General features: G+C 68.7%; 5 protein-coding genes and 1 pseudogene. 2 read left to right on the top strand and 4 right to left on the bottom strand.

The window, feature by feature from the left end; genetic code table 11:
• The 3 genes and pseudogenes from G3N64_RS08235 to G3N64_RS08225 form a co-directional block, all read right to left on the bottom strand.
• Nucleotides 1-699 (bottom strand): annotated as a pseudogene (locus G3N64_RS08235) (serine/threonine protein phosphatase); the annotation flags it as partial.
• Nucleotides 696-2,465 (bottom strand): bifunctional alpha/beta hydrolase/class I SAM-dependent methyltransferase, encoded by a 1,770-nt coding sequence (locus tag G3N64_RS08230; protein WP_205783380.1) that lies wholly within the window; start codon nt 2,463-2,465, stop codon nt 696-698. The pseudogene G3N64_RS08235 and the gene G3N64_RS08230, both read right to left, overlap by 4 nt.
• Before the next feature lie 81 nt (nt 2,466-2,546).
• Entirely contained in the window at nt 2,547-3,152 is a 606-nt protein-coding gene (locus tag G3N64_RS08225; protein ID WP_043182416.1) for a CDP-alcohol phosphatidyltransferase family protein, read from the bottom strand.
• Between the two features lie 456 nt (nt 3,153-3,608).
• Here G3N64_RS08225 and G3N64_RS08220 point away from each other — a divergent pair, with 456 nt between their 5' ends.
• The gene (locus tag G3N64_RS08220; RefSeq protein ID WP_205783379.1) at nt 3,609-4,241 is read left to right on the top strand and encodes a lysophospholipid acyltransferase family protein; all 633 of its coding nucleotides are present in this window, start codon (nt 3,609-3,611) and stop codon (nt 4,239-4,241) included.
• A gap of 37 nt (nt 4,242-4,278) precedes the next feature.
• Entirely contained in the window at nt 4,279-5,208 is a 930-nt protein-coding gene (locus tag G3N64_RS08215; RefSeq protein ID WP_205783378.1) for a phosphatidate cytidylyltransferase, read from the top strand.
• A gap of 42 nt (nt 5,209-5,250) precedes the next feature.
• Here G3N64_RS08215 and G3N64_RS08210 read toward each other — a convergent pair whose 3' ends face one another.
• Nucleotides 5,251-6,075: a topoisomerase IV gene (locus G3N64_RS08210; protein ID WP_205783377.1), complete on the bottom strand. Its 825-nt coding sequence runs from the start codon at nt 6,073-6,075 to the stop codon at nt 5,251-5,253.
• Nucleotides 6,076-6,325 lie beyond the last annotated feature (250 nt).

Raw genomic sequence — 6,325 nt, 5'->3', positions numbered from 1 at the left:
GGCCGCGCCCGGCGACGCATTGGCGCCCGGCAACCGGCCGGCGGCATCGCGCAGCGGAAACAGGAACAGCGCGAGACAGCCGACGGCCGCGCCGGTCGGCACGTCGATCGCGTGATGCTGGTAGGTCGTCAGCACCGACACGCCGATCGCCGCGAACCACAGGTGCAGCGCGACGCGCGCGAGCGTGCCGCGCAGGTGCTTCGCATAGACGGCCCACAGCACGACGAGCAGCCCGATGTGCAGAGACGGCGCCTGGTTGAACGGCTTGTCGAACCCCATCAGCAGCGTGAACAGCGCCCCGGCCACGCCGCCCGCGTCGGGCCGCTCGAAGCCGAAGCGCAGCGGCCACGCGACGAAGCACGCGACCGATATCAGTTGCACGGTCAACAGCCGCTTCACGTGATCGAGCAGGTCGGCGCGGCGCGTCCAGAAAAAGAACGACAGTGCATACAGCAGGTCGATCGACCAGTACGGCACGATCGTCCACGGCACGAACGGGATCGCGTGCTCCCAGCCGAACGCGAAGGTCGGCACCGCTGCGCGACGTGCGGCGAGCCAGTTCGCGAAGCCGTACGTCGAGAAGAACACGGCGCCCATCGCCGCGAGCCAGCCGACGCGCAGCGCGAACGACGCGTCGCGTGCGTCGGCGGCGTCGGCCGGCTCGGCGAGGTCGCTCGCGCCGCCGTCGAACGCGCTCATGACGGGTCGACCCGCTGCGCGAGGCTGACCGTGAAGATGCCCATTTCGTCGATCCGCTGGTCGAGCTTGCGGAAGCCCGCGCGCGCGACGAGTTCGTCCATCTCGGCCTGCGAGCGGCGGCGCATCACCCAGGTCGCCTCGCCGCGGTGATTGTTCAGCGCGCGTGCGATGAATTCGAGCTGCGGATGCCACGGCTGCCCCGTATAGACGAGATAGCCGCCCGGCGGCACGGCCTGCGCGAGCCCGCGCAGCGAGCGCTCGATCAGCGCGTTCTCGCCGAACAGCTCGTAGAGGCCGGACACGATCGCGAGCGTCGGCCGCGGTTCGAGCCTCGCGAGCGACGCCTCGTCGAACGCATCGCCGCGCTCGAAGCGCGCGATCGGCTCGAGGCCGCGCTGCGCGATCAGCACGCGCCCGGCCTCGACGTTCGGCGGGCTGTAGTCGCGCAGCGTGATGTCGTCGGGCGCCGCGCCGTCGCGCTCGGCGGCCGACGCGATCGCATCGAGCACGTAGCGCCCGTGCCCGGCCGCGATGTCGACGATCCGCACCGGCGCGCCGTGGCCGCGCAGGCGGCCGATCGCCGCGCCAATCAGCTCCTGCAGATGGACCTTGCGCTGGCGGATGCCGACCCAGCCCGGCGAATCGAGATACGTGCGGTCGATCAGCGCGCCGACGCCGAGCCGCCCCTGTGCGCGGTTGCGGTACACGTAGTCGAGCGTCGAGCCCGAATCGAAGCCGAGCCGCAGCCCGAGCGCGATGCCGTCCGACAGCGCGCCGCCGGCCTTCAGGCCGGCCCGCGTCAGCGCCCAGTACGCACGCGCGAACGCATTCGCGGGCGGCCGGCCGAGCGCCGCGTATTCGTCGTGGAACGCACCGCGCCGGTCGGCATCGGCGAGCGACACGCGCGGGCTCGGCGCATCGAATTCGCGCAGCACGAACGCACGCAGCAGCGCGAGCGCCTGCGCGCGGTCGCGTTCGCCGAGCGTGTCGTGATAGAAGCCCGGCAGCACGATGCGCTCCTTGCGCGCGGAGCCGAGCCGCTCGAAGAAGCGGTCCTGCGGGCCGCGATGCACGACCCAGTCGGCGCCCGAGATCAGCAGTTGCGTCGGCACGGTGATCGCGGCCGCGTCGGCGACGATCCGCTGCGCGGTGTCGTGCAGGTCGAGCAGCATGTTGACCGCGATCGGCCGCGTGATCAGCGGATCGGACGCATAGCTCGCAATCCGCTCCGGATCATGCGTGAGGAATTTCGGCTTCACGTAGCTGTTCACGTAGAACAGCCCGCGCAGCTTGTGCATCAGCCGCAGGCCCGGCCGCGCGAACGGCACGTAGAGCTTGATGTGGAACGCCGGCGATGCGACGACAAGCGCGCGGATCGGCGGCGCGTAGTCGTGCACCCAGGTAGCTGCGAGCACCGCGCCGACGCTCTGGCCGACCACGGCCATGTCCTCGATCGCGATGCCGTGCGTGTCGCGGATATGTTCGACGAAGGTCTGCAGGTCGCGCACCGACGCAGCCGCGCTCGGGCTGTAGCCGCGCGCGCCGGGCGAGCGGCCGTGGCCGCGCGCATCCCATGCGAAGAACGCGAAATCGGGCAGGTCGAGCTCGTCGACGAGGTGCGCGACGCGCGCCGAGTGTTCGTGGCCGCGATGCAGCAATACGATTGCGCCGCGGCAGCGCGGGCCCGTGGCGGGCCAGTGTCGATAGAACAGCGTTTCGCCGTCGTGCGTGATGAAGTCGGCCTCACGGGCCATGCGTGCGCTCATGCGATCTCTCTCGTTTCGTTATTCGAATCTTGGTGCGCCGCCCTCCGGCGCCCGGTACCGCAACCGCTCTTGACTCCCCTATCAACCGCCCTTTTCCGCGATGCCGGCCTGCACGCGCCGCACCACGGTCACGATCGACAGCACGATCAGCAACCGCCACAGCCATGCGGCGACGCCGCCGACCGGAAACCCGAGCCCGATCCACAGCGCGAACGCACCGAGGGCGAGCGCGCGGTCGCTCTTGCCGAACGGGCCGTCGTAGCGGCGGCTCACGCCGACCAGCGGGCCGATCAGCCCCGCGCATTCGACGATCACCGCCGTCAGCGCGAACAGCCAGACGTCTGCCGGAGCGAACGCCGGAATCGCGAGAAACGGCAGCACCAGCGCGATATCGGACACGACGTCGCCGAGTTCGTTCAGGTAGGCGCCGAGCGTGCTCTTCTGATTGTGCTCGCGCGCGAGCATCCCGTCGATCGCGTTGAGCGCCATCCGCACGAACAGCCACAGCGGGATCAGCAGGAACAGCGCGCGGGCAAACACGCCGAGCCCGGCGAGCGCGCCGACGACGATCGAGCCGCCGGCCGCGAACAGCGTGACCTGGTTGGCCGTGACGCCGCGCTCGGCGAGCGAGTTCGCGAACGGGCGCAGACGGTTCTGGAATTTGGGTTTGAGTGCGTAGAGGCTCATCGTTTTATTTGCGCGGCACAGTTGGATACGTTTCCCGCCGCCATGCCCCGGGCGGCGAAACGGCCTTGGACGGCCTTCCATGGACGGCCCCCATCGTCGCCGAGCGGCCCCGATGCGTCAAGCACGCGCGCGGCCCGCACGCGCGGCGCCAATCTGGCGTTTTTGACGGAAACTCGCGATAATCCGCAGGCCCGATCGCCGCGAGATCCATTCGAACTGCAAACGGGCACTCGTGCAACAGCCGATTATCACGCCGCCGACCGGCGCATTCGCCGCGACGCAACAGCGTATGACGGCGAATCGTCCGATTATCGCGGACCTGCGACAGGCAGCCACGAATTTGAAAAAACTTAAACAAGGGCCGTCCGGCGCGCATCCTGCCGCGCCGGCATTCCGGGGTCCCGCCCGCCGCGCGTGCGCCGCGGGCCATGCATGCAGGCAGGAGGCGCAGCGCCGATGAACATCCTCAACATCTGGCAGCGCGACTTCCTGCTGTCCATCGTGCGGCTCGTCGCCGGCGCGTATCCGGTCTGGCATCAGGCGCCGCCGTCCCCGACGCAGAAGATCTACTTCTCGAACCATACGAGCCACATCGACACGCTCGCGATCCTCGCCGCGCTGCCGCGCGACGTGCGCGCGGTCGTGCGGCCGGTCGCCGCGCGCGACTACTGGGACAGCAGCGACATGAAGCGCCACATCGCGCAGAAGCTGCTGAACGTCGTGCTGATCGACCGCCACCGCGAATCCGGCGGGGATCCCCTCGACCCCGTGCGCGATGCGCTCAAGCAGGGCCATTCGATCATCATCTTCCCCGAGGGCACGCGCGGCGCCGAGATCCTGCCGCAGCCGTTCAAGAGCGGGCTGTTCCACCTCGCAACCGAGTTTCCGGACGTCGCGCTCGCGCCCGTCTATCTCGAGAACCTGCAACGGATCATGCCGAAAGGCGCGATCTGGCCGGTGCCGCTGATCTGCAAGGTGCACTTCGGCGCGAACGATGCGCTCGGCGCCCAGGAGGACAAGCCGACGTTCCTCGCCCGCATGCGCGACGCGGTCGTCGCGCTCGCGCCGCCGCAGCGGCCCGCCGGCTGAACACGGCGCCCTCTTCTCCCTTTTCCGGATATCGACAATGCGAACAATTTTCTGGGAACTGGTCGCGGGCGTCACGGGCGTGCTCGTCGTCGCGACCGCGATCGGCGCGATCCTCGGCGCACGCACCGGCGGCACGAGCGCGACCATCGTCAACCTGAACCAGCGCATCCGCGCGTGGTGGGCGATGATCGCGATCATGGCCATCGCGATCGGCCTCGGCAACAACATCACGTATCTGGTGTTCGCGGTGCTGTCCTACCTGACGCTACGCGAATTCATCACGCTCACGCCGACGACCGCGAGCGACCATACGACGCTGTTCATTGCGTTCTTCATCGCCATCCCCGTGCAATACCTGCTGCTCGGGATCAACTGGTACGGGATGTATTCGATCTTCGTGCCCGTGCACCTGTTCTTCGCGATGTCGCTCGTGTCGGCACTCACGCAGGACACGCGCGAATTCCTGAGCCGCAACGCGAAGATCAACTGGGCGCTGATGGTGTGCGTGTACGGGCTGAGCCATGCGCCGGCCGTGCTGATCCTCGACATTCCGCACTACGTGGGGCAGAACGCGCTGCTGCTGTTCTTCTTCCTGTTCGTCGTGCAGATCAGCGACGTGCTGCAGTATGTGGTCGGCAAACTGTTCGGGAAGCGCAAGATCGCGCCGCAGCTGTCGCCGTCGAAGACGATCGAGGGCTTCGTCGGCGGCGGTTTGCTGGCCACGCTGTGCGGCGCATCGCTGTATCGCGTGACGCCGTTCAGTTTCGGCGCCGCGTTCGGCATCTCGCTCGCGATCGTGATCGCGGGTTTCGTCGGCGGCCTCGTGCTGTCGGCCGTCAAGCGCTCGCTCGGCACCAAGGACTGGGGCTCGATGATCGCCGGCCACGGCGGGATGCTCGATCGCGTCGACTCGATCTGCTTCGCCGCGCCGGTGTTCTTCCACCTCGTGCGGTATCTGTACGTGTGATGCGTGGGCGGCGCAACGCCGCCCGTTCCTGTGCGCGAAGGATCAGTACCCTTCGCGCAACGCCTTCGGCACGACGTAGCGGCCGCGTGCCGCGTCGAACTTCACCGTATAGCGCGCGTGGATGGCCTTGTCGCCGCGCATGCCCGTTTCCGTGACCGTCAGCGGATAGACGTCGCCGGTGCCGGTCGTGTCCGGCGCGATCTCGAAACGGCGCGCCTCGCAGCGCGCCCGGGCGTTCGCGCATTCCGTCGACTCCGCATTGTCGAGCGCCTCGTCGATGCGCGCGGCCGCCGGCACCAGCGCGTTGCCGACCGGCAGCCAGATCGAGCGGAAGCGTTGCGTATAGCCTTGCCGCGTGTCGCTTTCGCCGATGACGAACCCGAACAGACGCGGCCCGAGCCGCTCGATACGCACCGTGCCGGGCTCGCCGCGCCCACCCGATACGATCTCCGTTTTCTTCATGACCGGCTCGAGCGCCTTGCCGTCCGGTGACGATTTCAGCACGTACAGGTCGATCGAGCCCGTGTTCGCGTCCGCGTCCATGCCCGGCATCCCGTTCTGCACCGCCGCCTCGGTCTCGCCGCACATCGCGAGCAGCGTGCGCGGGCCGTCCGCGGTGGCGACGCGCAGCAAACCGCAGGGCGAATGGACGAAATCGTCCCCTTCCGCCTGCCAGCCCTTGCGGTCCGCGCGCCAGTTGCCGTACGTGTCGTGGATGAAGGTCTGCAGTTGATGGTCGGGCCGGGGCGGCTCGGCGGCATGAACGGGCGACTGCGCGGCGAGCACCGTGAATACCGCGAGCGCGCCAAGGGCCGCGAGCGAAGCCGCGAGCGGCTTGAAACGTCTGTTCCGGTTCTGGACAGTCATGACGAGGTTCGGTCGGATTGGAAAGAGGTGTGGCGGATCGTTGCAGACTCGCCCGATCGCGGTTGCCGGGGCGATACCAGCGGCGCTGCGGCAGCCAGATGCGAGGCCACGACACCCGGCCTCGCCATTCGCGCCGGCCGGCGTTACGATCTCGTTCTTCACCCCAGGCTCCGTTCGATGCGCGCGGGAATCGGCCCGCGAGCCCGTAGCGTACACGCACCGCGCGACACCGCAAGCGCGCATCGCACCG

Source organism: Burkholderia sp. Ac-20344, assembly GCF_017104975.1.
In the GTDB taxonomy this organism is placed as follows: Bacteria; Pseudomonadota; Gammaproteobacteria; order Burkholderiales; family Burkholderiaceae; genus Burkholderia.
Note: the sequence above shows the minus strand (reverse complement) of the source record. Positions and strands in the feature narration are given on the sequence as shown.